The 23,714-nt window shown below is 72.6% G+C and carries 22 protein-coding genes; 8 read left to right on the top strand and 14 right to left on the bottom strand.

What is annotated here, in order from left to right:
* Window positions 1–5: 5 nt before the first annotated feature.
* Window positions 6–1,559: a Re/Si-specific NAD(P)(+) transhydrogenase subunit alpha gene (locus QNO09_RS20135; RefSeq protein ID WP_283971598.1), complete on the bottom strand. Its 1,554-nt coding sequence runs from the start codon at window positions 1,557–1,559 to the stop codon at window positions 6–8.
* A gap of 300 nt (window positions 1,560–1,859) precedes the next feature.
* Here QNO09_RS20135 and QNO09_RS20140 point away from each other — a divergent pair, with 300 nt between their 5' ends.
* Window positions 1,860–3,389 carry an MFS transporter gene (locus QNO09_RS20140; RefSeq protein ID WP_283971697.1) on the top strand — a complete coding sequence of 510 codons (1,530 nt, stop codon included), beginning with the start codon at window positions 1,860–1,862 and terminating at the stop codon, window positions 3,387–3,389.
* 42 nt (window positions 3,390–3,431) lie between these two features.
* On the opposite strand, the gene QNO09_RS20145 is transcribed toward QNO09_RS20140, so the two are convergent.
* From QNO09_RS20145 to QNO09_RS20180, 8 genes are read right to left on the bottom strand one after another with little or no spacing between them, the layout of a single operon-like run.
* Window positions 3,432–4,853, bottom strand: a complete 1,422-nt coding sequence (locus tag QNO09_RS20145) for an NADH-quinone oxidoreductase subunit N (RefSeq protein WP_283971698.1) — start codon at window positions 4,851–4,853, stop codon at window positions 3,432–3,434.
* Between the two features lie 5 nt (window positions 4,854–4,858).
* A complete protein-coding gene (locus tag QNO09_RS20150) occupies window positions 4,859–6,367 on the bottom strand; it encodes a complex I subunit 4 family protein (RefSeq protein WP_283971599.1) in 1,509 nt (502 codons plus the stop codon).
* A gap of 5 nt (window positions 6,368–6,372) precedes the next feature.
* Window positions 6,373–8,223: an NADH-quinone oxidoreductase subunit 5 family protein gene (locus tag QNO09_RS20155; RefSeq protein ID WP_283971600.1), complete on the bottom strand. Its 1,851-nt coding sequence runs from the start codon at window positions 8,221–8,223 to the stop codon at window positions 6,373–6,375.
* Entirely contained in the window at window positions 8,220–8,525 is a 306-nt protein-coding gene (gene nuoK, locus QNO09_RS20160) for an NADH-quinone oxidoreductase subunit NuoK (RefSeq protein WP_283971601.1), read from the bottom strand. Before nuoK ends, QNO09_RS20155 begins: the two co-directional genes overlap by 4 nt.
* Entirely contained in the window at window positions 8,522–9,085 is a 564-nt protein-coding gene (locus QNO09_RS20165; RefSeq protein WP_283971602.1) for an NADH-quinone oxidoreductase subunit J, read from the bottom strand. Before QNO09_RS20165 ends, nuoK begins: the two co-directional genes overlap by 4 nt.
* Window positions 9,086–9,103: 18 nt before the next feature.
* Complete coding sequence (locus QNO09_RS20170) at window positions 9,104–10,048, bottom strand: NADH-quinone oxidoreductase subunit H (RefSeq protein ID WP_283971603.1); 945 nt, start codon at window positions 10,046–10,048, stop codon at window positions 9,104–9,106.
* Entirely contained in the window at window positions 10,041–11,471 is a 1,431-nt protein-coding gene (locus QNO09_RS20175; RefSeq protein WP_283971604.1) for a hypothetical protein, read from the bottom strand. Before QNO09_RS20175 ends, QNO09_RS20170 begins: the two co-directional genes overlap by 8 nt.
* Window positions 11,472–11,494: 23 nt before the next feature.
* Window positions 11,495–11,845 carry an NADH-quinone oxidoreductase subunit A gene (locus QNO09_RS20180; protein ID WP_283971605.1) on the bottom strand — a complete coding sequence of 117 codons (351 nt, stop codon included), beginning with the start codon at window positions 11,843–11,845 and terminating at the stop codon, window positions 11,495–11,497.
* A 160-nt stretch (window positions 11,846–12,005) separates the two neighbouring features.
* On the opposite strand from QNO09_RS20180, the gene QNO09_RS20185 reads away from it, so the two are divergent.
* The gene (locus QNO09_RS20185) at window positions 12,006–12,221 is read left to right on the top strand and encodes a heavy-metal-associated domain-containing protein (protein ID WP_283971606.1); all 216 of its coding nucleotides are present in this window, start codon (window positions 12,006–12,008) and stop codon (window positions 12,219–12,221) included.
* Between the two features lie 130 nt (window positions 12,222–12,351).
* Here QNO09_RS20185 and QNO09_RS20190 read toward each other — a convergent pair whose 3' ends face one another.
* A complete protein-coding gene (locus QNO09_RS20190; RefSeq protein ID WP_283971607.1) occupies window positions 12,352–13,383 on the bottom strand; it encodes a DUF8832 domain-containing protein in 1,032 nt (343 codons plus the stop codon).
* Window positions 13,384–13,557: 174 nt separating this feature from the next.
* Here QNO09_RS20190 and QNO09_RS20195 point away from each other — a divergent pair, with 174 nt between their 5' ends.
* The 4 genes from QNO09_RS20195 to QNO09_RS20210 all read left to right on the top strand — a co-directional run bounded on the left by QNO09_RS20195 (window position 13,558) and on the right by QNO09_RS20210 (window position 17,774).
* On the top strand, window positions 13,558–13,830 hold the full coding sequence (locus tag QNO09_RS20195; protein WP_283971608.1) for a heavy-metal-associated domain-containing protein: 273 nt from the start codon (window positions 13,558–13,560) through the stop codon (window positions 13,828–13,830).
* Between the two features lie 30 nt (window positions 13,831–13,860).
* Window positions 13,861–16,134 (top strand): heavy metal translocating P-type ATPase, encoded by a 2,274-nt coding sequence (locus tag QNO09_RS20200; protein WP_283971609.1) that lies wholly within the window; start codon window positions 13,861–13,863, stop codon window positions 16,132–16,134.
* A gap of 216 nt (window positions 16,135–16,350) precedes the next feature.
* Window positions 16,351–17,277 carry a polysaccharide pyruvyl transferase family protein gene (locus tag QNO09_RS20205; protein WP_283971610.1) on the top strand — a complete coding sequence of 309 codons (927 nt, stop codon included), beginning with the start codon at window positions 16,351–16,353 and terminating at the stop codon, window positions 17,275–17,277.
* A 176-nt stretch (window positions 17,278–17,453) separates the two neighbouring features.
* Window positions 17,454–17,774, top strand: a complete 321-nt coding sequence (locus QNO09_RS20210) for a DUF3040 domain-containing protein (protein ID WP_283971611.1) — start codon at window positions 17,454–17,456, stop codon at window positions 17,772–17,774.
* A 218-nt stretch (window positions 17,775–17,992) separates the two neighbouring features.
* Here the strand turns inward: QNO09_RS20210 and QNO09_RS20215 are convergent, their stop codons facing one another.
* Both QNO09_RS20215 and QNO09_RS20220 read right to left on the bottom strand, forming a co-directional pair.
* Entirely contained in the window at window positions 17,993–18,601 is a 609-nt protein-coding gene (locus QNO09_RS20215; protein WP_283971612.1) for an HAD-IIIA family hydrolase, read from the bottom strand.
* Window positions 18,598–19,599, bottom strand: coding sequence for a glycosyltransferase (locus QNO09_RS20220; RefSeq protein ID WP_283971613.1), 1,002 nt, complete (start codon window positions 19,597–19,599; stop codon window positions 18,598–18,600). The genes QNO09_RS20215 and QNO09_RS20220 overlap by 4 nt, the downstream gene beginning before the upstream one ends.
* A gap of 144 nt (window positions 19,600–19,743) precedes the next feature.
* Here QNO09_RS20220 and QNO09_RS20225 point away from each other — a divergent pair, with 144 nt between their 5' ends.
* Both QNO09_RS20225 and QNO09_RS20230 read left to right on the top strand, forming a co-directional pair.
* Entirely contained in the window at window positions 19,744–20,532 is a 789-nt protein-coding gene (locus QNO09_RS20225; RefSeq protein ID WP_283971614.1) for a polysaccharide deacetylase family protein, read from the top strand.
* Between the two features lie 28 nt (window positions 20,533–20,560).
* Window positions 20,561–21,001: an SRPBCC family protein gene (locus QNO09_RS20230; protein WP_283971615.1), complete on the top strand. Its 441-nt coding sequence runs from the start codon at window positions 20,561–20,563 to the stop codon at window positions 20,999–21,001.
* Window positions 21,002–21,051: 50 nt separating this feature from the next.
* Here the strand turns inward: QNO09_RS20230 and QNO09_RS20235 are convergent, their stop codons facing one another.
* Together QNO09_RS20235 and QNO09_RS20240 are read right to left on the bottom strand one after the other, a co-directional pair.
* Entirely contained in the window at window positions 21,052–22,203 is a 1,152-nt protein-coding gene (locus QNO09_RS20235) for an XdhC family protein (RefSeq protein ID WP_283971616.1), read from the bottom strand.
* Window positions 22,204–22,240: 37 nt separating this feature from the next.
* Window positions 22,241–23,698, bottom strand: a complete 1,458-nt coding sequence (locus QNO09_RS20240; RefSeq protein ID WP_283971617.1) for an NCS2 family permease — start codon at window positions 23,696–23,698, stop codon at window positions 22,241–22,243.
* Between the last annotated feature and the right edge of the window lie 16 nt (window positions 23,699–23,714).

Below are 23,714 nucleotides of genomic sequence, written 5' to 3' on the forward strand. Positions count from 1 at the left end.
CCTGATCAGCCCTTCGAGAACATGCCGAGCATGCGGCGGGTGACGGCGAATCCGCCGAAGATGTTGATGCTCGCCAGCAGGATCGCGGCGAACGACAGCACGGTGACGGCGGTGTCGCCGTGCCCGATCTGCAGCAGTGCTCCGACCACGACGATGCCGGAGATGGCGTTGGTGACGGACATCAGCGGGGTGTGCAGGGCGTGGTGCACATTGCCGATGACGTAGAAGCCGATGACGATCGCCAGGACGAACACCGTGAAGTGGCCGAGGAGTTCGCTCGGTGAGAAGGCCGTCACCAGGAAGAGTGCGAGCGCTCCGGCGGCGACGAGGGCGTACGAGGACCAGGCCGGGCGGGAGGGCTTCGCCGGCGCCTCGGACGGGGCCGCGGCTTCCGGGGCCGGTGCGGCGGCGGGCGCGGCGGACACCTGGACCGGGGGCGGCGGCCAGGTCTTCTCGCCCGCGCGGACCACGGTCATCGAGCGCTGCACGACGTCGTCGAAGTCGAGGACGAGTCGGCCGTCCTTGCCGGGGGTGAGCAGCTTCAACAGGTTGACGATGTTCGTGCCGTACAGCTGCGAGGCCTGGGCGGGCAGCCGGCCGGGCAGGTCGGTGTAGCCGATGATCGTCACGTCGTTGTCGGTGACGACGGCCTTCCCGGCGACGGTGCCCTCGACGTTGCCGCCCTGGGCGGCCGCCATGTCGACGATCACGCTGCCCGGCTTCATGCGCGCGACGTCCTCGGCGCTGATCAGCCGCGGTGCCGGGCGGCCCGGGATGAGCGCGGTGGTGATGATGATGTCGACGTCGGCGGCCTGCTCGGCGTACAGCTGCGCGGCGAGCCGGTTGTAGTCGTCGGAGGTGGCCTTGGCGTAGCCGTCGGTGCTCACCTCCTGCTGGACGCCCACCGCGAGGAACTCCCCGCCCAGGGAGCGCACCTGCTCGGCGACCTCGGGGCGGGGGTCGGTGGCGCGGACCACGGCACCGAGGCTGCGGGCCGCGCCGATCGCCGCGAGCCCCGCCACTCCGGCCCCGGCCACGAGCACCTTGGCGGGCGGCACCTTGCCGGCGGCGGTCACCTGGCCGGTGAAGAAGCGGCCGAAGGCGTGCGCGGCCTCGACGACGGCCCGGTATCCGGCGATGTTCGCCATCGAGCTGAGGACGTCCAGGGACTGGGCGCGCGAGATGCGCGGGACGGCGTCCATGGCGAGCACGGTGATCGGACGGCTCGCCAGTTCCTCGACCAGTTCCGGGTTGAGGGCGGGGCTGATCAGCGCGATCAGCGTCGCCCCGTCGCGCAGCCGGCCGATCTCCTCGCCGGAGGGGGCGTTGACCTTCAGCACGATCTCCGCCTGCCACGGGTCGCCGAGCCGGGCTCCCGCCTCCTCGTAGGCCGCGTCGGAGAAGCGGGACGAGGCTCCCGCTCCCGGTTCGACCGTCACGTCGTAGCCGAGCGCGACGAGTCTGCCCACGGTGGCCGGTGTCGCCGCCACCCTGGTCTCGCCCGCAGTGGATTCGGCCGGTATGCCGATCCCCTGGGGTTGCGGTTCCGCTGGGACCATCGTCTGCCTCTCCCGTCGTTCGACTGCCTGTCCTGCTTGGTGCCCGCATCCTGCACGTTCGACGCGGCATCCGTGGCGGGCCGTGGTCACATGGCGCAGGAGGCCGTCCTCACACCACCGAGGGGTTGCCGTGGGACGCGTTCGGGGGGTATGGGTGTGTCGCCCGGGGCCAAAGAGTCCTGTGATGCGAGACGACGGGGCCCGGCGCAGACTGATGGCGTGAGCAGCACGCGCCCGGGGCGCGGCGAGGCCGCGCCCCCCTCCCGATCCGCATCGCAGCAGTCCGTGGCACTGGCGGCGATGATGTTCGCCGTCGCCATGACCTTCATCGACCAGACCATCGTGTCCATCGCGGCCCCGGACATCGACCGCGAACTGGGTCTGTCGTCCTCCGGCCTGCAGTGGGTGGTCAACGCCTACCTGCTCGCCCTCGCCGCGTTCTTCGCCCTCGGCGGCCGGCTCGCGGACCTCTACGGGCCGCGCCGGATCGTCGTCATCGGCACCCTGGTGTTCGTCGTGTCGTCGGTGCTGTGCGGCTGTGTCCCCGAGGGCGACGCCGCGCAGACCTGGCTGATCGTCTTCCGCTCCACCCAGGGGCTCGGGGCGGCCTTGCTGTTCCCCGCGGCCCTGGCCGTGGTGGTGTCGGTGTTCCCGGTCGAGCGGCGGGGCCGCGCCCTCGCCCTGTTCTTCGGGGTCACCGGCGCGCTGACCGCCGTCGGCCCGCTGCTGGGCGGCTGGCTGACCAGTTGGACGTGGCGCGCCGTGTTCTGGGTGAACGTGCCCGTGGCGATCGCGGCGCTGGTCCTCACGGCCCTGGCGCACATCCCCGACCGGCGGCGCTCCGGCACCCTGGACGTCCCGGGCGCCGTCCTGATCGCGGCCGGTATGGGCCTGAGCGTCCTCGGCTTCCAGCAGGCCTGGTCCTGGGGCTGGGACAGCTGGGCGACCTGGGTGTGCATCGCGGGCGGCCTCGCGATCCTCGCCGGGTTCGTCCGCTTCGAGCGGCGGGTGGAACATCCGCTGATCGACCTGCGGGTCTTCCGGGACAAGGCGTTCACCGTGGACGCGGCGGTGCTGTTCTTCTCGATGCTCGCCTTCGTCCCGCTGTTCTTCTTCACCTCCGTGTACGCCCAGGTGTCGCTGAGCGCCTCGCCGAACCAGGCGGCCCTGTTCCTGTTGTACTTCTTCGTCGGTTTCGCCATCGCCTCGCAGTGGGGCGGCCGGATCCTCGACAAGAAGGGCGCGCGTCCGGCCCTGAAGCTGGGCACGGCCGTGGGCTGTGTCGGTTTCGCCCTGTGGGCGGGCAAGCTCACCGACCTGTCCATGCACGACCAGTGGCCCTACGCCGCCCTCGCCGGGGCCGGTATCGGCTTCGTCCTGGCGCCGGCCTCCACGGACGCCGTCAACCGGGCCATCGGCGCCTCGTACGGCGAGGACACCGGCATCACCCAGACCGTGCGCAACTACGCGGCGAGCGTGGGCCTGGCCGTCTACGGCACGATCCTGACCCACGTCACGACCGACAACGTGGTGGGCACCCTGACGTCCCGGGGCATGTCCGCCGCCGACGCGGACACCGTGGCCCGCGACGTCACCGAGTCGATCACCGGCAGCGGCGACTCCCGGCCGCTCACCGGCACCGGCCCCGCCGCCGAGGCGGCCCGGGAGTCGATGTCCGCGATCCGCATGGACTTCGCCGAGGCCAACCAGTGGGTGTTCTACGGCATGGCCATCGCCCTGGGCATCGGCTTCCTGTGCGCCCTGCGGCACCCGGGTGGCAAGGTGGCCGACACCTCCTCGGTGGAGGAACCGTTCGAGCGGACGCACTGACCGGTGCCCCGCCTCCGTTCCAGGACGTGACACGGACGGCCGTCAGGGCGCGAGCGGACCGCCCAGGACGTCGAGGACGGTCCCTCCGAGCAGTCCGAGAACGACGGATCCGGCGGCCGCGCCGCCGGCGACCGCAGCTGCCGTCCGTGACGTCCTGCGGGCGTCACCCGCGGGTCCGCGTGCGAGGAACGCCGGGGCGATCCAGCGCAGGTAGTAGAAGAGGGACGCCACGGTGTTGACGGCCGCGACGACGGCCAGCCAGGCGTAGCCGCCGTCGATGGCCGCGCTGAACGCCTCCAGTTTGCCGAGGAAGACCGCGGTCGGGGGCGTGCCCACCAACCCCAGCAGGCAGACGACGAGCGAGGCCAGCAGGGCCGGGTGCGTCCGTGCCAGGCCCCGGTAGTCGTCGATGGCGTGGGCGCCGGGGAGTGCGCAGACGACGGCGAAGGCCCCGAGGTTGGTCAGCGCGTACCCGGCCAGGTAGTACAGCAGCGCCTCCTGGCCGAGGTCGGTGCGTCCGGCGACGGCCACCGGGAGCAGAAGGTAGCCGACCTGGCTGATGGTGGAGTACGCGAGCAGCCGTTTGACGTCCTGCTGGAAGAAGGCCGCCAGGTTGCCCAGGGTCATGGAGGCGACCGAGAGCACCGCCACCAGGTCGGCCCAGGGCAGGTCGGCGTCCGCCAGCGGCACCGCGCCGAGCCGGTAGAGGGCCGCCAGGGCGCCGATCTTCGGGATGGTGGTGAGGAAGGCCGCGACCGGGGCCGGGCTGCCCTGGACGGCATCCGGTACCCAGAAGTGGCCGGGCACGCCTCCGGCCTTGAACAGGACACCTGCGAGCAGCGCGAGCGTGCCGACCGCCACCAGTCCGGCCGGTGCCTCGGCGAGCTCGGAGCGCAGCACGGGGTACGCGGTCGCCCGGCCGGCGGCGAGCAGGACGGTGACGCCGGTGAGCATCAGGACGCCGAGGAGCGCCCCGACCACGTAGAACTTCAGGGCCGCCTCGGTGCCGGGGCCGTCCTTGCGGAACCCTGCGAGCGCGTAGGCGGGCACGCTGGCCAGCAGGTAGCCGGCGGCGAGGAGCAGCAGGTCCTGGGCTCCGGCGAGTACGAGGGCACCTACGGCGGCGAGCTGGAGGAGGACGTAGAACTCGGTTTCGCGCGGGTCGGCGTACAGGCGGGGCATGGCGAGCGCGAGGACGAGCAGAGTGCCGCCGAGGATGACGATCCTGCTGGTGGCGGTGACCGGATCGATGGCGAAGGACTCGCCGAAGGCCGTCTTCACCGGCCCGGCCGCGGCGATCGCGGCAGCCGCGATCCCTCCGATACAGGCCGCGCCCGCCAGAGCCCCGGTCAGCCACTGGCGGTGACGCGGAAGCCACGCCCCGAGCAGCAGCCCGAGCACGGCCGAGGCGGCGAGCAGGACCTCGGGCAGGAGGTCGAGGGGGTTCTCGTTCATCGCGGTCATCTCGTTCATCGCGCGAGCAGCTCCAGCACGGCGCGGGAGGCCGGTTCGATGACGTCGAGGACAAACCGGGGTGCGAGGCCGAGGACGACTCCCAGGGCCAGCAGGGGGACGATCGCGAGTCCTTCGTGGAGGCGGATGTCCGGGAAGGGCCGGTCGGTGCCGGGCGCGGCAACCGGCAGCCGCAGCGGTCCGAGGAAGATCTGTTGCAGGGCGCGCAGGAACAGGCCCGCGGTGAGCAGGATCCCGAGGACGGCGAGGCCGGTGGCGACCGGCTCGGGCCCGAGGCTCCCGGTGAGGATCTGGAACTCGGCGATGAAGCCGGAGAAGCCCGGCAGCCCGAGCGAGGCGAAGGCGGCGACGCCGGTCAGCGCGGCGAAGACGGGCGCCCGCCCGGCCACGCCGGAGTACGCGGACATCTCGTACGTGCGCCCGCGCTCGTACAGCACGCCGGACAGCAGGAACAGCGCGCCGGTCAGCAGGCCGTGGCTGACCATCTGGAAGACCGAGCCGGTCACGGCGAGGCGGCGGGCCTCTTCCTGGCCGTCAGCGACGGCCCCGGCCGCGCCGATCGCCAGGAGGATGTAGCCCATGTGGTTGACCGAGGTGTAGGCGACCATCCGCTTGAAGTCGGACTGAGCGAGGGCGACCAGGGCGCCGTAGAGCACGGAGACCACGCCGACGACCACGAACACGAGCGCGTAGTCGCGCCAGGCGCCGGGCAGGACGGGCATGGCGATGCGCAGGAAGCCGTAGGTGCCCATCTTCAGCAGCACGCCGGCGAGGATCGCCGACCCGGCGGCCGGGGCGTCGGTGTGGGCGGGGGGCAGCCAGGTGTGGAAGGGCACGGTCGGGGTCTTCACCGCCAGTCCGACGGCGATGGCGAGGAGGACCAGGGCTCCGTAGGCGGAGCGTCCGGCGAGGGGGTTGGCGTCGGCCAGTTCGACGATGTCGAAGGTGTGCGGGTCGGCGGCCAGGTAGAGGCCGATGAAGCCGAGCAGCAGGGCCAGGGAGCCGATGAAGGTGTAGAGGAAGAACTTCAGCGCGGCGCGGGCCGCGTTCTTGTGCCCCCATCCGGCGATGATGAAGTACATCGCGACGATCGACAGGTCGAAGAAGACGAAGAAGAGGATCAGGTCGAGGGCGACGAACAGGCCGAGGCAGGTGGTCTGGAGGAAGAGGAACAGGGCCGCGAACTCCCGGGGCCGTCGGGTCTCACGCCACGCGTACAGGGCGCAGGCGAGGAACAGCACGCAGGTGACGGCCACCAGCGGCAGGGACAGGCCGTCGACTCCGACGTGGTAGCTGATGCCGGCGCTGGGGATCCAGCGGGCCCGCGTCTCGTACTGCATGCCGCCGTCGGACCGGTAGCCCGCCCAGACGATCACCGTCAGGATCAGTTCGGCGGCGGCGGTCGCCGCCCATGCCGTCAGGAACAGCCTGCGGGGCGCGCTGCGCGGCACGCACAGCAGGAGGGCCGCGATGGCGGTCGGGAGCAGGACGATGGCCGTGAGCACGGCGGTCACCTCACGAGGACGAGGACGACGGCGAGGACGGTGAAGGCGGCGACCGCCTGGGCGAGGTACTGGTGCAGTTGCCCGGTCTGCGGCCGGCGCGCCAGGCGGCCGAGCGCGCGGGCACCGCCCGCCACGCCCTCCACGGTGCCGTCGACCAGCCGCTCCGCCTGGGCGTCGGTCCACCGCGCCAGCCGGACCGAGCTGCGGGCGGTGCCTTCGGCGGCGCGGTCCAGCACCCGGTCGTCGAAGGCGGCGAGCGCGTCGGCGAGGCGCAGCACCGGGTTCACCAGGAGCGTGCGCGCGGCGGACTCCATGCGGAGCCACTCCGACGCCGGGGAGGCGATCCGGCCGGGCAGGGCGAGCAGTTGCGGACCGCGGAACCAGACCACGGCGGAGACGGCCACCGCGAGCGCGCCGGGCAGGGCGAACTCCCATACGTGCGGGCCCGGTCGGGCCTCGCCGCCGAGCACCCGCCCCACCGCGTCCCGTACGGGCGGGAAGGACGTGACGGTCAGTGCGGCGCAGGCGACGGCCAGCGCCACGAGCGGCAGCCGGGCCGCGAACGGCGGCGGCTGCTCACGGCCGGCCGGTACGGCGACGGGCTGCCAGACGAACCACAGGGCCTTCGCACTGTAGACGGCGGAGATCACCGCACCGGCCAACCCGACCACGTAGAGCGCCGCGTTGTCCTCCAGGGCACCGGCGAGGAGTACGTCCTTGGCCGCCCACAGCGCCAGGGGCGGAACCCCTGCCAGTGCAAGGGCCGCGACGGTGAAGGTGATTCCGGCCGTACGGTGCCGCCGGGCCGCGCCGCGCAGGGCGGGCAGCGCCTTGGTGCCGAGGGCCGTCAGCCAGGCGCCCGCGACGAGGAAGGCGAGACTCTTCGCGGCGGCGTGGGCGATGAGCTGCATAGTTCCGCCGGTGACCGCGCCGGTCCCGGCGGCGAGCACCATGAAGCCGATCTGTGCGCAGGTCGAGGCTGCGAGGAGCTGTTTGAGGTCGGTCTGCGCCACGGCGACCAGGCCGAGCACCACCGCCGTCACCGCGCCCGCCCACGCCACCACCGGTCCGCCCCAGCCGGACTGCGCGAGAAGCGGCTCCAGCCGGAGCAGCAGATACGCCCCGGCCACCACCATGGTCGCCGAGTGCAGCAGGGCGGAGACCGGGCTGGGGCCCTGCATGGCCCTGGACAGCCAGAAGCTGAACGGCAGTTGGGCCGACTTGCCGAACGCGGCCGCGATGACGCCGGCGGTGATGATGTCGGACCACGCGCCGGTGGCGGCCGTGAGGTCCTCCAGGGCGAGGGAACCGGCCTGTCCGCTCGCCAGCGCCGCCCCGGCGGCGAGATAGAGGCCGAGGTCGGCGGCGCGGGTGGTGAGGAAGGCGGTGTTGGCGGCGTCCCCGCGCTCGGGGTCGCGCCACCAGTAGCCGATCAGCGCCCAGGAGGTGGCGCCCATCACCTCCCACGCCATCAGCAGGACCGGCAGCGTGGTCGCGGTGACCGTCGTCAGCATCGCGCCGCCGAACAGCAGCATCAGCCCGAAGAACCGGGCGCGTGCCTCGCCGGGTCCGATGTCCGTGACACTGAACAGCAGGACGGCCGCGGTCACCGCCGTGACGGTCACGACCATGAGGCCCGACAGCCCGTCGACCGCGAGTCCGGCGGGAAGCCCTTCGAGCAGCGGCGCCTCGACCCGCGGGTGCCCGAACGCCACCGCGACGGCCAGGCCGAGCGCGACGACGGCCGTGCCGACCGCGACGCCGGGGGCGTACCGGTCCGCCGGGCGGCCCGCGACCGCGAGCAGCGTCCCCACGGTCAGCGGCAGCGCGACGAGCACCCACAGCAGCGCGCTCACTCCTTCAGCTCCGCGGCCATGTCGGTCATGTCGACCTCACGGGATCGGAACAGCGCGGTCACGACGGCGAACCCGATGGCCATCTCCACCGCCATCACGGTGACCGCGAGAACCACCAGCACCTGCCCGTCGGCGGTGCCCGGGGCGATGTAGTGCCAGACGGCCGCCGCGCCGACGATGATGCCGCCCAGCATCAGTTCCAGTCCCATCATGAGCATCACGATCGACTGCTGGGTGAGCGCGCCGAACAGACCGATGCAGAACAGCGCGGCGGCGAGCAGCAGGAACAGTTCCAGGGTCATCGGCCCGTCCCTCCCCGGACCGGGTCGTCGGCCCTCCGTGCTTTCAGGTCGTCGCCGAAGCGGTCGTAGCGGCCCCGGCGGGTGGACAGGACGACGGTCGCGACGATGGTGGCGAACAGGGCGAGTCCCAGGGTCATCATGGTCAGCATCTGAGGACCCATCAGCGACATACCCAGGTCCATGGTGGGATCGTCCGACGGCCTGCCGCGCCGGGACGGCCACGGGGCGAGCAGGATCCCGGCGGCGAGCACGGCGAAGAGCGCCGCGCTGATCGCGACCGCGCCCTTCGTGTTGTGGACCATGGTCATCGGCATGAGCCCGGCCGGGTTCATCATGTACATCACCATGAACACGGCCATGATGGCCATCTCGATGGTCATCATCAGCACGATCACCACGCCGAGGTAGTCCAGCCCGAGCAGCAGCACCTCGCCGCCGACGCAGAGCAGCGAGGTCAGCAGCGCGTACGTCGCCCGGGCCATCGAGTCGAACCGGAACACCATGACTCCGGCGGCCACCGCCAGGAGAGCCAGCACCCAGAAGATCAGGTCATCGAGCATCGGCGGCATACCTCCCTCTCATCGGTTCAGGACGACGACGGCCACGAACAGCGCCTGAAGCAGCGTCAGCGGTACCAGCACCATCCAGGCCAGCTCCATGTACCGCTCCATCCGCAGTACGGGCAGTGCCCGGCGAGCGGCCACCAGCAGCGCCAGGACGGCGGCGGTCTTGATCAGCGTCCACGCCCAGCCCGGCAGCAACGGGCCGTGCCCGCCGCCGAGGAACAGCGGCACACTGAAGCCGGCGGTCACCACGAGCAGCACCCACCGCCCGCCCAGGAACACCAGCCGGTCCACACCCGCCAGTTCGGCCGCCGCACCACCGGCCGCGTCCCGCGACACCGGGTACGCGAACGGCCCCCAGAAGGACATCGCGAGCGCGCTCAGCAGATAGACGACGAACGCGGCCGGCATCCACACCACGAACCACAGGCCGTCCTGGGCCGCGACCACGTCCCCCACCCGCAGGGACTCGGCTCCCAGGGCGGCGGTGGTGAGCGCGAACATGTGCGGCAGTTCGTACGCGAGACCCTGCGCCAGGAACCGGTACCCGCCGATCAGCGACAGCGCCGAGTTCGGTCCCCAGCCCGCCATCCACACCGCCGCCCAGGCCAGGGCCTCCATCGCGTTGAACCACACGATGCCGACGGACGGATCGCTCACGGCACGGAAGCCCCACGGCAGTACGGCACCCGCGAGCACGGCGGCCACCGGAACCAGCGCCACGCCGAGCCTTCCGAGCAGCCGGTCGGCGGCCGTCGTACGGCGCGGCCGCTGAACGAGCAGCCGCAGCGCCTCGCGTAACGGAGCCGTCGCCCGCAGCCCGGCCTCCCGGACACTTCCGGCGGGCCCGCGCTCGGCCGATCCGGACAGCACCGCGTCGAATCCGGCCGCGACCACGGCCCCCACGGCCAGGGCGACAGGAAGGACGAGGGTCGCCCACAGGGGCGCTGCATCAGGCATGGACCACTCCGGGCACGGGTGCGAGGGCGAGTTCGTCGAGGTCGGGGTCCAGGCTGGCCACGATGATCCGTGCGCAGGCGAACTCGGCACCGGTCAGGAGGTCGGGGAGAACGTCGAGCAGCGCTCGCGACGGCGGCTGTGGCCCGTCCAGCCGGCCACGTGGGCCGGTCCGGTCGTCCGGCGCCAACGGCCGTGTGTCGTCGAGCCCTTGGAGGCCGCGCTCGGTCTCGCTCAGCCACCTCAGCAGCCGGTCGTACGCGTCCCCGTCCGCGGCGAGCGCCGGTCCGGTCACTCCGGCAGCCCGCGCCCTGTCCGCCGGCAACTCCCCGAGTCCGGCGATCGACCAGCGCAGGGACCCGGACCGTCCGACTCTGCGCACCGTCCTGCGCAGATCGCCGCCGACCCGCTCGCGCGGCGCCCCCGACAGCAGCTCGTCCCGCAGCCGACGGCACCGCGCCGCGACGTCGTCCCAGCCGACGACGGCGAGCAGCCGTCCCGCGCTGTCCAGATGCGCGGCACAGCGTCGGCGTGCCGCGCCCCCTCTGGCGACTTCCTCGCCGTGCGCGGCCCGCAGCCAGGGCTCGTCCCAGAACGGCGGTCGCGGGCCGTGCGCCACGGAGAGGTGGTCCACCTCGACGTCCTGTACGACGTCTCCCTGCAGGGTGAGACGGAGAATGAGACCCGTCGGCCAGTCGCTCAGCGCGGGACCGATCGGCACGTGCAGCCGGTCGAGCCGCAACTCGTCCCGGTCGTCCGCCCGATCGGCCATCGGCAGGCCCGCCACCTCGCCCATGGCGTGCATGTCATGACCCATGTGATCCATGTGGCCGCCGTGCCCTTGGTGGTCCATGTTGCCGCCATGGTCGTCACCCGTGCCGTGGTCGTCATGACCCTGGCCGTCGGATGCTTCGGGCGGCGAGCCGTCGTGGTGTGCGCCGTGGCCGTGCCTGTCTTCGTGTCCCTCGTGGTCGCCGTGGCCGTGCTCGTGGTCGTCCCCGTGTTCCTGCGAACCGGACGGGTGGGGCTCGTCCTGGTGAGATCCGGGCTCGTGCCCCGCGTGTCCGTGGCGCGGGCTCGGCGTCTGGTCCGCCATGGCGCGATGGTGCGCGGAATCGGCTGCCGCGTCGGCGCCGTGCGGAGTCGCCGCCCTGTCGGCCAGGTCCCCGCGCGCCGTGCCGAGGGCGTGTGCGACCTGCCCGCTCTCCCCCACCACGACGCGCACGGCGGGCTCCGGCATCGACCGCTCGATGCGGTCCAGCCACTCCGCGTCCTCCGGCGCCGGAACGCCGCAGACGACCAGCAGATCCGCGGCGGCCGGAGCGCCGACCACGGGCCACCCCCGCCGGCGCACCTCCGCCTCCGTCTCCAGCCGGAGTTCCGTCGCTCCGGGCAACGTGACCGCGAGCACCGCCGGACGGTTCATCGCCGTACGCCGGACAAGCCCCCTCAGGTCCACCTCAGAGCCCCCTCACGCCACGCGTACGCCACCGCCGCGAACAGGATGCCGAGGAAGAGGAACATCTCGACGACGGCCGAGGTACCCACCTCCGAGACGACCTTCACCCACGGGTACATGAAGAGCATCTCCATGTCGAAGGCGAGAAAGATCATGGTGACCGGGTACCAGCGCACATGGAACCGGGACACGGCGTGCTCTCCCGGCTCGAGCCCTCCGGCGAAGGGGCCGGTTTCGAGGGGAGCCCGCGCTGCCGCCAGCCACAGGCCCAGCCCGTACAGGCCGATCAGACCGGCCCCCACCACACCGAGGAGGACCAGCATCGGCTGCCATGAATCCATTCCGCCCGACCTCCGTTCTCGGCGTCCTACCGCACATGGTGCGGGACCGTCCGGTCCGGGCCCTGGAAGCAGGGCCCGGACCGCCGGGAACAATCCCGCCCAGGACCCGGTTACCCCCCAGGGGTATGGTGATGCCTCCTTCTCGAGAAAGGAGAAGCACATGGTTCAGAAGGTGTACGACGTCAAGGGCATGACGTGCGCTCACTGCGTTCAGGCCGTCAGCTCCGAACTCGCCGGTCTCCCCGGGGTCGATGACGTCCAGGTGGATCTGCCGTCGGGCAGGGTCACGCTGCCCAGCGAACAGCCGCTGGATCGCGCCGTCGTCGCCGCGGTCGACGAGGCCGGTTACGAGCTCGCCGGCGGAGAGGCCCGGTAGCCCGGCGGGCGGACCCGCTGCGCCGGGCTGCCGGTCGCCCCGTCGTCAGGCTCACGACGGCGGCACTGCTCCCGGCCACGGCCTCCCATCGGCGGCTCATCGGCCGCGCTCGCCCACCGTCCCGCGCGCCTCAGTGCGTGTGCCCGGCCTCCTCCTCGGCGGACCGGGTCCGCGAGGGCTGCCCGGACGCGTCCGCCGCACCGCCCGCGTGCACCGTGAAGGCCGCGGTACGGACCTTGCCCTCGTGCTGGAAGTCCAGGAACAGGCGGTACGCGCCGGCGCTCGGCGCCGTCGCCGTGAACGAGACGTCGGGGCCGGGCTTCGTCCTGCCGTCGCCGGGCTCGCCGTTGGGGTGGACGTGCAGGTAGGCGAGGTCACCCGAGCGCAGGGCGACAAGGTGGCCGTAAGCGCCCAGGTAGGGCTGGAGGTTGCGGACCGGCTTGCCGTTCTTCGCCACGTTCAGCGTGAGTTCGCCGGCCTTGCCGGGGGTCAGCGCGCCGCGCAGCCTCACCTCGTAGCCGTCGACCTTCGCCGTGGTGTTGCGCTCGGGCAGTTCGCCGGGCTCGTACGGCCCGGACGCGGCGAGGTCGGCACCGAGGGTGAGCGCTTCGCCCCCCTTCGGCTTGAAGTCGGCGAAGACGCGGTAGCCGCCGGCCTCGGGCAGGTTGACGGGCGTCGACCAGGTGCCGTCCGCGGCCCGGGTGGGGTGCAGGTGGCGGTAGACGGCAAGGTCACGTGAGGCGACGATCAGGTGCAGATCCTTGCCGTGCTCGCGCTGGTACCCGGTGACCTTGCGTCCGGTCCCGTCCCGGACCACGGCGAAGCGCAGGTCGGTCTTCTTGCCGGCCTCGACGCGCGGGGTCTTCAGGTCGAGCGTGTAGCCGCCGCTGGAGATCTCGAGGCCGCCTGGCGGTGCCGCCTCGTGACCGCCGCCCTGCGCCTCGCGGTGCCCGGCCGTCTCTTTCTCGTGCCCGGCCGTCTCTTTCTCGTGCCCGGCCGTCTCTTTCTCGCGGCCGGCGGACGCGTGGCCTCCACCGTCACTGTGCGTGCCGCTCTTCGGCTCGGGCGAGATCGGGCCGACCACGCCGCCCACGCCGTAGGCGGTGCCGAACGTCGCGGCGAGCGCGGCGGCGAAGACGGTGATCCTCAGTCCGGTGTTCATGACCACTCCTACTCTCCGGGCCGCTCATGCAGGCGACCGACGCCTTCAACATACCCCCATGGGGTATCAAGTCAAGTCCGGGCAGTGCTTGCCATGCTATACGGGAGGGGGGTATACATGAAGGCGTTCCTGAATACCCCCTAGGGGTATAAGCCACTAGTTGCCGGAGGACCCGTGTCGAACTGCTGCACCCCCGACGGAAGCTGCCACACCACGGCGGAGAACAAGACCACCTACAAGGTCGACGGCGTGGGCAGCGCGCACTGCCAGGGCGTCGTCGCCAAGGCGGTGGGCGGCCTGGAGGAGGTCGCCGCGGTCGAGGTCGAGATCGGCACCGGCCTGGTCACGGTGACGACCGCGGCCGAGCCCGACGAGGCGCTCGACGCGCTGATCGCCAAGACCGTCGACGAGGCCGGCTACGACTTCGCCGGCCGCGTGACCGCCTGACATCGCATCCGTGAGCTCCGGGGAGCAGACATGACCACCACCACGTCCGGCGCCGCCGAGGTCGAACTCGCCATCGGCGGCATGACCTGCGCCTCGTGCGCCGCCCGGATCGAGAAGAAGCTCAACCGCCTGGACGGGGTCGAGGCCACCGTCAACTACGCCACCGAGAAGGCGAAGGTCACCTTCCGCGAGGACGTGACCGTCTCGGACCTGATCGCCACGGTCGAGGCCACCGGCTACACCGCGCGGGAGCCCCGGCCCGAGACCGCCCGCTCCGACGACTCGGCGTCCGGTGAGGGCTCGGCCCAGGAGGAGAGCGACGAGCTGCGGCCGATGCGCCAGCGGCTGACCGCCGCCGTCGCGCTCGCCGTCCCCGTGATCGCGATGGCCATGGCCCCGGCGCTGCAGTTCGAGTACTGGCAGTGGCTCTCGCTCACGCTGGCGGCGCCCGTGGTGACCTACGCCGCCTGGCCCTTCCACAAGGCCGCCTGGACCAACGCCAAGCACGGTGCCGCCACGATGGACACGCTGATCTCCGTCGGTACCTCGGCGGCGTTCCTGTGGTCCCTGTGGGCACTGTTCTTCGGCACGGCCGGTACGCCCGGCATGACGCACCCCTTCGAGCTGACCATCGCCCGCACCGACGGCGCCGGGAACATCTACCTGGAGGCCGCGGCCGGCGTCACCGCCTTCATCCTGGCCGGGCGCTACTTCGAGGCGCGCTCCAAGCGAAAGGCGGGGGCGGCGCTGAAGGCCCTGCTGGAGCTCGGCGCCAAGGAAGTCACGGTGGTGCGTGACGGCCGGGAAGAGCTCATCGCCGTCGGCGAGCTGAAGGTCGGCGACCGGTTCCTGGTGCGGCCCGGTGAGAAGATCGCCACCGACGGTGTGGTCGTCGAGGGATCGTCCGCCGTGGACGCCTCCATGCTCACCGGCGAGTCCGTACCCGTGGAGGTCGGCACCGGGGACGCCGTCACCGGTGCCACGCTGAACGCCGGCGGCCGCCTGGTCGTCGAGGCCACCCGTGTCGGCGCCGACACCCAGCTCGCCCGCATGGCCAAGCTGGTGGAGGACGCGCAGAACGGCAAGGCCGCCGCACAGCGGCTCGCCGACAGGATCTCCGCGGTCTTCGTACCGGTCGTGATCGCCCTGGCGCTCGGCACCCTGGGCTTCTGGCTCGGCAGCGGCGCCGGACTGACCGCCGCCTTCACCGCCGCGGTCGCCGTCCTGATCATCGCCTGCCCGTGCGCCCTGGGCCTGGCCACGCCGACCGCCCTCATGGTCGGCACCGGGCGCGGCGCCCAGCTCGGCATCCTCATCAAGGGCCCGGAGGTCCTGGAGACGACGCGCAAGATCGACACCATCGTCCTGGACAAGACCGGCACCGTCACCACCGGCAAGATGACCCTGCTCGCCGTGCACACCGCCGACGGCACCGGCGAGGACGACGTCCTGCGCCTCGCCGGCGCCCTGGAGCACTCCTCGGAGCACCCCATCGCCCAGGCCGTCGCCTCCGGCGCCGCCGCCCGGGTCGGCACGCTCCCCGCTCCGGAGGACTTCGCCAACATCGCCGGCCTCGGCGTCCAGGGCATCGTCGAGGGCCGCGCGGTCCTGGTCGGACGCGAGAAGCTGCTGGACGAGTGGGCCATGTCCCTGCCGGAGGAGCTGCGGCGCGCCAAGGCCGAGGCCGAGGCGGCCGGGCGTACCGCCATCGCGGTCGCCTGGGACGGCGAGGCCCGCGCGGTCCTGGAGGTCGCCGATGCCGTCAGGGAGACCAGCCCCGAGGCCATCGAGCGGCTGCGCGGGCTCGGCCTCACCCCCATCCTGCTGACGGGCGACAACAAGGCGGTCGCCGAGGCGGTCGCCGCGGAGGTGGGCATCGCCCCCGAGCACGTGATCGCCGAGGTCATGCCGCAGGACAAGGTCGACGCCGTCAAGCGCCTGCAGAGCGAGGGCCGTTCGGTCGCGATGGTCGGTGACGGCGTCAACGACGCGGCCGCGCTGGCTCAGGCCGATCTGGGCCTGGCGATGGGAACGGGTACGGACGCCGCGATCGAGGCGGGAGACCTGACGCTCGTGCGGGGCGACCTGAGGGCCGCGGCGGACGCCATCCGCCTGTCCCGCAGGACGCTGGGCACCATCAAGTCCAACCTCTTCTGGGCCTTCGCCTACAACGTCGCCGCGCTGCCGCTCGCCGCCGCCGGCCTGCTCAACCCGATGATCGCCGGAGCGGCCATGGCCTTCTCCTCGGTCTTCGTGGTCGGCAACAGCCTGCGGCTGCGCGGCTTCCAGCCCGCCGACCGCTGAAGCGGCCGACGACCAGGACGGGAAGGAGGCCGCCGCGGCCGGAGAGCAGACGACGGCAGCGCCGGGTTCGCGTCCGACACGGGGAGTTCCTGCTGGAGGTACAGGCGGTGAGCACGGCCACCGACCGGGCGGACGTCACCTTCTACACTCGGTGACGGCACGGCATATAGCCGTAATGCCCTGATTGCCTTCTCGCGGGGCGGGCACTCAGGGCATGTGCACACACAAGAGCGCGAGCGACCGCGCAGGGTGCTGCTCACCGGGTGGTTCAGCTTCCGGGACGGGGAAGCCACCGCCGGGGACGTGTTGGCCCTGCGCCGGGTGGAGGACGTGCTGCGGGGCACGGGCCTTCCCTACGACGTGGCCTGGAGTCCCCGCTTCCGTCCGGAGGCGCTGCATCTGGACCGGCTGTGGCCCGAGGACTACACCCATCTGGTGTTCGTGTGCGGCCCGCTGCACGGGCCGCAGATCGAGGAACTGCACCGGCGGTTCGCGCACTGCGTGCGGATCGCCGTCGGCACCTCGGTGATCGATCCCGCCAGCACGGCCGTGACCGGCTTCCATCGGGTGCTGCCCCGGGACGGACCGGACAGTGAGCCGGTGGAGGACCTCGCGGCGCGCGCCCCGGACGTACCGGCACGGCCCGTCGTCGGGGTGATCCTCACCCACGGGCAGGCCGAGTACGGGCATCTGCGGCGGCACGGGCAGGTCGCCGAGGAGGTGACGCGCTGGCTGGCCGGGAAGGACTGCGGCCGGCTGGAGCTGGAGACCCGGCTGGACACGCACGACTGGCATCTGAGCGCGACACCCGCGCAGTTGCAGTCCGTGCTGGCCCGCCTGGACCTCGTCGTCACGGACCGGCTGCACGGTCTGGTGATCGCGCTGCGCGTCGGCACGCCGGTGCTGGCCGTCGACCCGGTCGCCGGCGGCGCCAAGCTGACCGCGCAGGCCCGCGCGTGCGGCTGGCCCGCGCTGGTGCCCGCCGAGCGGCTGGACGTGCGGCAGCTGGACCGCTGGTGGGACTGGTGCCTGACCGGCGGCCGGGTGACCGCCCGGCAGATCCGTGACGGGTTCCGCGAGGGCACCGTGCCGGACAGCGCGGACCGGCTCGTCGAGGCGCTGGCACGGCCGGTGCCCGGTTAGCCCGAGGGCACGGCCGGTGCCCGGTTAGCCCGAGGGCACGGCCGGTGCCCGGTTAGCCCGAGGGCACCACGGGGCACCCGGTGGTACGTCCCCTGCTGTACGTCCCCCCGCTGCACTTCCCCCGCCGCACGTCCCCCTCGGAGGAGAGACGGTCCGGCCGCCCGGAAGGAGAGAGCGTGTCCATCGGTCGACTTCCCGAGAACGAGCAGCGCATCCTCGACGAGATGGAGCGGGCCCTGCGCCGCGACCGTCGCCTGGCCCGCAGGTTGCGCACCCACCGAGTGAGCCGCCGCCCCGACCCCGCCCGCGTCCTGGCCCGCCTGGGTTCCTACCGCCCCCGTGGCTGGACCGTGGCGGTCCTGCTCGCGGTGTCGGTCGGGCTGATGGTGGCCGGCATCGTCACGTCCGAGCCAGGTGTGATCTGGGCGTTCGCCGCGCTGTGGCCCCTGACGCTGTTCGCCGCGTTCCGGCTGATGTGCCGGTGGTGCGAGGACTGAACCCCCTCTCCTGGCCGTACCGATACCCAGCCGCTGGGCGCGACCGGCCCGAACAGGGTGACGGAGCGCGTGGCGTGGGTGGCCGCGAGGTGGGGGCCCGGGGCGGTCAGGGGTGCCCGGAACCGTCACGGGCCCGGCACCGTCACGCACGATCCAGCGCCGTCAGACGCCCAGGGCGGTCACCCGCGCCCGGGACCGTCACGGGCGCCCGGGAGCGGTCACGCGTGTCCGGTGTGCCCGCCCGGACCAGGGTCGGCCGTGAACGCCTGCCGGATGGGGCGTTCGTCGACGAGGACGCGGCCTTTCGGCGGTCCGTCCAGTACCGCGCGGACGGCCGTGAGCAGGTCCGGCGCGACGTGGTCGGCCCGCGTGGTCTCCTCGGGGCGGGTGCGCCCGTTCGGGACGAGGATGCCGTGGGCGCCCGCCCGGCGCGCGGCTTCCGCGTCGGCGGCGGTCGCGCCGACGACGACGAGCTCGGCGGGCCCGGTGCAGATCCGCCCGCCCGCCCAGAGCAGCATGCCGGGCTGCGGCCTGCGGCAGCCGCAGCCGTCGTCGGGGTCGTGTGAACAGACCGCGAACACGTCGAAAGGGCCGAGGAGTTCGTCGACGCGGTGGTTGACGCGGCGGACGTCGGCGTCGGTGAGCAGCCCGCGGGCGACGCCGGGCTGGTCGGTGACGACGCCGGTGCGGATGCCGTGCTCGCGCAGCAGGGCGAGCGCCTCGCGGGCGCCGTCCACGGGACGTACGCGGTCGGGGTCGGCGTTGTGAGGGACGTCCTCGACGAGTGTGCCGTCGCGGTCGAACAGCACGGCCTTGACCGGGCTCACGGGGTGGCCTCCTCCTGCCAGGCGGGGGTGTGTCGGTGGCGCCAGGCACCTGCCAGCCGGTGCCAGGTCGCGGTGGGCGGGATGAGCACACTGGTGGCGAGCACCGTCGTCACCTCGTGGCGGGTGCGCGGGCCGGGGGCGATCCGGGCGCGGGCGAACTCCGCGGTGCCGGCCGCCCAGCCGAGGGCGCAGGCCGTCGCGGCCCGTCCGTGGCCGGTGGCGGCGAGGGCGCAGGCGGCGATCCCCGCGGTCGTGATGGCCGCGTGGCCGCGGATCCGGCCGCGCGGCGCGACGGCCTTGCCCCACCAGTCGGGGCCGTGCAGCTGCCGCATGAGGGCGTCGTCGGCGTTGCCGCGCTGCCGGCGCACGGAGGCCCAGCGGGAGGCGGAGCCCACGGGGTGGCGGGTGGTGCGGCGGCCCTGCCGGATGCGCCGGCCCGAGTCGAGGACGCGCAGCGCGAGGTCGGCGTCCTCGCGGAAGGCCCTCCGGAAGCGTTCGTCGAAGCCGCCGACCTGCTGGAGGACCTCCGTGCGGTAGGCCATGTCGGCGGTGACCCAGTGGGCCCTGGCGAGTCCGGCGGTGCCGCGTTCCCAGTCGGTGGGGCGGCGTTCGCCGGGCAGCGGCACGACGAGGACGCCCTGGACGCCGGCGGTGTCGGGGGACGCCTCGGCGAGGTCCTCGGCCAGCTGGTCGCACCAGTGGGCCCCGACCTGGACGTCGTCGTCGAGGAACACGGTCCACGGCGCGCGCACGGCGCGCAGCCCGGTGTTGCGGGCGGCGGCGGGCCCACGACCGCCGCCGCCCAGCACGGTGGTCCGCTCCCGCAGGTCGCCGAGGACGCTCAACGGGTGCTGGAGCGGACCGGGTTCGGGGTCGGTGCGGTCGTCGACGAGGACGATCTCCTCGGGGCGCGGCCCGGTCGCGGCGGCGAGGGCGGCGAGACAGTCGGCGAGGGTGTCCGGTACGAGAGTGGGGATCACGACGGCGTACGAGGTCATGCGGGCGGGCCTCCCTCCGACGTGTGCGCGGACCACGGTGCTGGCGGGTGCCGCGGTACGGCTTCCTCAAACACCTGGTCAGGCCGTCGGGGCACGCCTCGACGACTGTACATAGCGCGTATACACGCGATGTATAGTCCCGGCATGCCTTCTCTGACCAGGAAGACGAAGAAAACGGGGACCGCGTTCCGAACGGCGGGAACGCTCGCGGTGACCGCCGCCCTCACCCTCGCCCTGAGCGGCTGCACGGGGGCCGACACCACGGCTCCCAGCGCCGCCCGGGCCCGCCCGGCCACGGACCCGCAGGCGGCCCGTCTCGGCGCCGTCGACTGCCGCGGGGTCAAGTGCATCGCACTCACCTTCGACGCCGGACCGAGCGAGCACTCCGCGCGGCTGCTGGACATCCTGAAGGAGAAGCAGGTCCCGGCGACCTTCTTCCTCCTGGGCAAGCGGCACATCGAGAAGTACCCGGAGCTGGTGCGGCGGATGGCCGACGAGGGCCACGAGGTGGCCAACCACACCTGGGACCACAAGATACTGACGAAACTGAGACCCGAGGAGATACGCGAGGAACTGGAACGCCCCAACGAGGAGATAGCACGCCTCACCGGCCGGCGCCCCACCCTGATGCGCCCGCCGCAGGGCCGCACCGACGACACGGTGCACGCCGTCTGCCGCGAACTGGGCCTGTCCGAGGTGCTGTGGAGCGTGACGGCGAAGGACTACCAGACGACGGACTCCGACCTGATCACCCGCCGCGTCCTCGACCAGTCCTCCCGGGACGGGATCATCCTCCTGCACGACCTCTACGACGGCACGGTGCCGGCCGTACCGGGGATCATCGACGCGCTGAAGGAACGCGGCTTCGTCTTCGTCACGGTGCCCCAGCTGCTGGCGCCGGGTATGGCGGAACCGGGTGAGGTGTACCGATGACGCGCCATGGGTTCCCTACGATCGGGGAGTGGCGAACTTCCTGCTCGAACGCACCGTCCCGCTCCCCCTCGACGAGGCCTGGCGGCGGATCACACGGTGGCCGCGGCACGGTGAGGCGGTGCCGCTGACGGTGGTGCGGGTGGTGCCGCCCGGGCCGACGCGCGAGGGCACCCTCGTCGTGGCCCGCTCGGGCGCCGGGCCGCTGGTCTTCGACGACCCGATGGAGGTCACGATGTGGCAGCCGCCCGAGGGCGGGGCCGCGGGGAGGTGCCGGCTGGAGAAACGGGGCCGGGTGGTGCTGGGATGGGCCGAACTCGACGTGCGGCCCGGGCCGGGGGGCCGTACGCGGGTGATCTGGCGGGAGGAGATCCGCATCCGGTTCCTGCCGCCGCTCTTCGACGGTGTGGTGCGGCGCTCCTCGCGGTACGTGTTCGGGCGGGCCCTGAACCGCCTGCTCAGACAGCCCTGACGGACCGGCCGCCGGGACGGGGACGCACCGGCGTCACCCGGGCAGGGCCCTCAGGCCACCGAGCCGATCCGCTCCACCGTCTGCGACTCCGGGTCGTGGTGGATCGGCGTGTGCGCCCCGGTCAGGGAGACGCCGCTGCCGCCCCGCCGGCCGGCGACGATCTCCGACGCGATCGACAGGGCCGTCTCCTCGGGGGTGCGGGCCCCGAGATCCAGGCCGATCGGCGAGTGCAGGCGGCTCAACTCCATGTCGGTGACGCCCACGTCCCGCAACCGGGCGTTGCGGTCCAGGTGGGTGCGCCGGGAGCCCATGGCACCGACGTACGCCACCGGCAGGCGCAGCGCCAGCTTCAGCAGGGGCACGTCGAACTTGGCGTCGTGGGTGAGTACGCACAGGACCGTCCGCGCGTCGACGTCCGTGCGCTCCAGGTAGCGGTGGGGCCAGTCGACGACGATCTCGTCGGCGTCGGGGCAGCGTGTCCGGGTCGCGAAGACGGGGCGCGCGTCGCACACGGTGACGTGGTAACCGAGGAACTTGCCCATGCGGACCAGGGCGGAGGCGAAGTCGATCGCCCCGAAGACGATCATGCGGGGTGCGGGGACCGACGACTCGACCAGAACGGTGAGGGGCGCTCCGCAGCGGGAGCCCCGCTCACCGATCTCCAGGGTTCCCGTGCGGCCGGCGTCGAGGAAGGCTCCGGCCTCGGCGGCGACCGTGCGGTCCAGCTCCGGATGGGCGCCGAAGCCGCCGTCGAAGGAGCCGTCGGGCCGCACCACGAGGGCCCGGCCCGTCAGTTCGCGCGGGCCCGACACGATCCGCGCCACCGCCGCCGCCTCCCCTCGGGCGGCGGCGGTGAGCGCGGACGCGACCACCGGGCGGACCGGATCGGCGGCCCGTACCGGGGTGACCAGGATGTCGATGACGCCGCCGCAGGTCAGGCCCACGGCGAAGGCGTCGTCGTCGCTGTATCCGAAGCGCTCCAGGACGGGTTCGCCGTCCCGCAGCGCCTGCTCGCACAGTTCGTAGACCGCGCCCTCCACGCAGCCGCCGGACACCGAGCCGATCGCCGTGCCGTCGGTGTCCACCGCGAGCGCGGCGCCGGGCATGCGGGGCGCGCTGCCGCCGACGGCCACCACGGTGGCCACGGCGAAGTCACGGCCCTGCTCGACCCACCGGTTCAGCTCCTCGGCGATGTCCAGCATCTGTCTCGGTCTCCTCGGGGTTGCGGCGGGCAGGGCGTCAGTGGACGCCGAGCCAGCTCTCGATCGGGTTGAGGGCGAAGTAGACGAGGAACACCGCCGTGAGGATCCACATGAAGGCGCTGATCTCGCGCACCTTGCCCTGCGCGGCCTTGATGGCGACGTAGGAGATGACGCCCGCGGCGACACCGGTGGTGATGGTGTACGTGAACGGCATCAGCACGACCGTGAGGAACACCGGGATGGCGGTGGCCCGGTCGGCCCAGTCCACGTGCCGGGCGTTCATCAGCATCAGCGCGCCGATGACGACGAGGGCCGCGGACGCGACCTCCTGCGGCACGATCGCCGTGAGCGGGGTGAAGAAGAGGCAGGCCGCGAAGAACAGGCCCGTGACCATGGAGGCCAGACCGGTGCGGGCGCCCTCGCCGACACCCGTCGCCGACTCGATGAACACCGTCTGCCCGGAGCCGCCGGACACGCCTCCGATGGCGCCGCCGGCCCCGTCGATGAACAGCGCCTTCGACAGGCCCGGCATACGGCCCTTGTCGTCGGCGAGCTTCGCCTCGGTGCCGACGCCGATGATGGTGGCCATCGCGTCGAAGAACCCGGCGAGCACCAGGGTGAAGACGATCATCCCGACCGTCATCGCGCCGACCTCGCCCCAGCCGCCGAACTCCACGTCCCCGAAGAGCGAGAAGTCCGGCATGGAGACGGCGCTGCCGTGCAGTTCGGGCGCGCCGCCCGCCCACTGCTTGGGGTCGACGACGCCGGCGGCGTTCAGGACCGCCGCGACGACCGTGCCGCCGGCGATGCCGATGAGGATGGCGCCCGGGACGTTCCGGGCCTGGAGCATGAAGATCAGCAGCAGGGTGCCGGCGAAGAGCAGGACGGGCCAGCCGGCCAGTTCGCCCGCCGGGCCGAGTGCGAGGGGCGTGGCCTCGCCCTGGTGCACGAAGCCGGACTTGTAGAAACCGATGAGGGCGATGAACAGGCCGATGCCCATGGTGATGCCGTGCTTGAGGGCGAGCGGAATCGCGTTCATGATCATCTCGCGCAGGCCGGTGACGACCAGCAGCATGATGATCACGCCGTACATCACGCACATGCCCATCGCCTGCGGCCAGGTCATCTCGGGCACGACCTGGGAGGCGAGCACCCCGGAGACGGACAGGCCGGCGGCGAGGGCCAGGGGCACCTTGCCGACGAAGCCCATCAGCAGGGTGGTGAAGGCCGCCGCGAACGCGGTCGCGGTGATCAGGGCCGGCTGGGCGAGGGTGACTCCCGCCGCGTCCTTGCCGGACAGGATCAGGGGGTTGAGCAGGAGGATGTACGCCATCGCCATGAAGGTCGTGATGCCGCCGCGCACTTCACGGGCGACCGTGGACCCTCTGTGGGATATGTGGAAGTACCGGTCGAGCCAGGACCGTCCGGCCGGGACGCGGGTGCCTTCGCCCGCGTCTTCGGCTGTGGCCCTCGGCTCCAGTGATTGCTGGGTCATGGGTGCCGTCTCCCAA

It is taken from the genome of Streptomyces sp. 378 (genome assembly GCF_030124145.1).
GTDB lineage: Bacteria > Actinomycetota > Actinomycetes > Streptomycetales > Streptomycetaceae > Streptomyces.